The 1,906-nt window shown below is 60.1% G+C and carries 2 protein-coding genes; both read left to right on the forward strand.

Annotated elements, in window-relative coordinates:
* The coding region (locus MKK53_RS05010; protein WP_243927448.1) for a hypothetical protein at positions 1 to 457 on the forward strand (457 nt) is incomplete at its 5' end.
* Positions 458 to 1,085: 628 nt separating this feature from the next.
* The gene (locus tag MKK53_RS05015) at positions 1,086 to 1,490 is read left to right on the forward strand and encodes a lysozyme inhibitor LprI family protein (RefSeq protein WP_243927450.1); all 405 of its coding nucleotides are present in this window, start codon (positions 1,086 to 1,088) and stop codon (positions 1,488 to 1,490) included.
* The last annotated feature ends 416 nt before the right edge of the window (positions 1,491 to 1,906 follow it).

Raw genomic sequence — 1,906 nt, forward strand, 5'->3', positions numbered from 1 at the left:
GCCGGGCACGGATCAGAAGTTCGGCTCAGCGGCCGCGCAGATCCAGTCGACCGCGACGATCCCGTCCGGGGCCAAGGGAATGACGGTGCGGATCGCTGCCGACCGTCCGCTCGACGCGCAGGAGAACCAGACAGCGGTCGATGCCTATGCGCAGCAGATCCTGCTCGCCACGGTACAGGTGACGGTCACCCATCTCGGGTGGTTCAAGCCCGGCACGACGGATCTGTGGGAGCTAGGCGACAAGGTCGTTGTGAAGTCGCCGATGGCCTTCGCCAACGACACCGGCAAACTGGATCTGCGTGTCTTCACCGTCACTTGCTCGCAGTCAGAGGCAGGTACGACCACGACGATGGTGCTGGTCAGCGAAGCGGTCTTCCAGCGTCGCTTCCCCGACAGCAATGCCGGTGATCCGTACAACCAGACCGCCACGCCCGCGAAGCAGGAGATCGCAGCCTGAGCGCTACGCCTGCGGTGCCGGAGGCGGCGACGGAAGGAGCTTGTTCCCCGACGATCCTAGTTGATGATGCAAAATCCGGCGCCCGTACCGACGAGGCGGTTCCCCGGACACTGCTGCTCCACGGGCCGGGAGCCAATGTTGGTCCACGTGGTAGGGTTGGGTACGGCCTTGGGACCATCGCTCTCGACTAGGGCTCGCGTAGGCACAACGGGAAGACCGCTTCCACCTGGGAGCGGTTGATTCGAATTGGCACCCCGGTAGGAGAGGTTGTTCTCAAGCACCCCATCTGGGCGGGTGCGGACATGTGGCGCAACGTAGGTTCCGCGCGAGGTTACATAGCCCCGGACACCCATCAAGCCGCTACCTCCACCACCGCGCGCAATGACCGGCGACGCGTGTGCCGCCGTCAACAGAATGGCCAGACTGAGGGAAGCCAGGAACCGCATAGGACACCTCGTATGGGTCATCCTGGCAGGTGCGCACTAACAGTGGGGTTCTTGAAACGGTCGCATTCTAGCGATTGGCCTAAGCCCACGGCGGACGACTGCTCCGGCAGAGCTCCCCCTAGCGTTGCTTGAACCAGTCGGGCTACAGTTATCTAATCGTGGCCGCGTGTGTCCTACCCAACATGCTCTTGAAAATCTCTGTCATCGGCCCCGCCGGCGCCTTATTGCTCGCTACGCTGAGTAGCGCCGCAGTCGCAGAGCAGCTTACCTCATCTGACCATGCCAAATGTATGGATAAGAGTGGCGGCGTGACAGCGGAAATGCTCGATTGCGATGGCGCCGAGATGAAGCGCCAAGACAAGCGGCTGAACGGTGCTTATCAAAAGCTGATGGCGAAGGCTTCAGATATGCAGAAAGCAGCTCTACGTGAATCGCAGAGATTGTGGTTGGCTTACAGAAAGACCACTTGTGATCTAATCTATAAGTTTGGTAGCGGTGGAACGCTCGACTCAATCAGTGCAAGCAGCTGCGAAGTGGACACGCTCGCACAACGAGTAAAATTCCTTGAGAGCCTAGCATCCAACTAACCAACTTGTGCCAGTGCTGCGCCGGGAACTTGTTCCGTGACATCGTGCAGACACATGGGGGGAATGTCAGACCTTCCGTGTGCCGTCGCCACGTCCTCACTGAACCTGGCGGGTTGGTTATGGTAGCTTGGGATTTACTCGTCGTCCCACACCATCGTGTCTTGGCGGATGGACGCAACCTCGGTTCCGGTGCCATCGACGTCAATTATTAGGGCGATCTCCGCGTCGCGCTTGGCGACCTCTGCCTTGGCTAGCCACTTTGCCGAAGTCAGATCCTCTAGGTTCAATCGACATTCAGAGTTCCGCTTTGCGGCGTGGTGTGATTCTCAAGTGTTCGGATCGAGGATCCGGGAGCCTGGGATGGCCAAGCCAAAGCGGTATGAACTGAGCCCGGAGCAGTGGCAGCGGCTCGCGCC

This window comes from Methylobacterium sp. J-076, assembly GCF_022829405.1.
Taxonomy (GTDB): domain Bacteria; phylum Pseudomonadota; class Alphaproteobacteria; order Rhizobiales; family Beijerinckiaceae; genus Methylobacterium.

Excerpts from the sequence above, each read along its gene's own strand:
- MKK53_RS05015 (WP_243927450.1), top strand. The coding sequence starts at position 1,086 with ATGCTCTTGAAAATCTCTGTCATCGGCCCCGCCGGCGCCTTATTGCTC.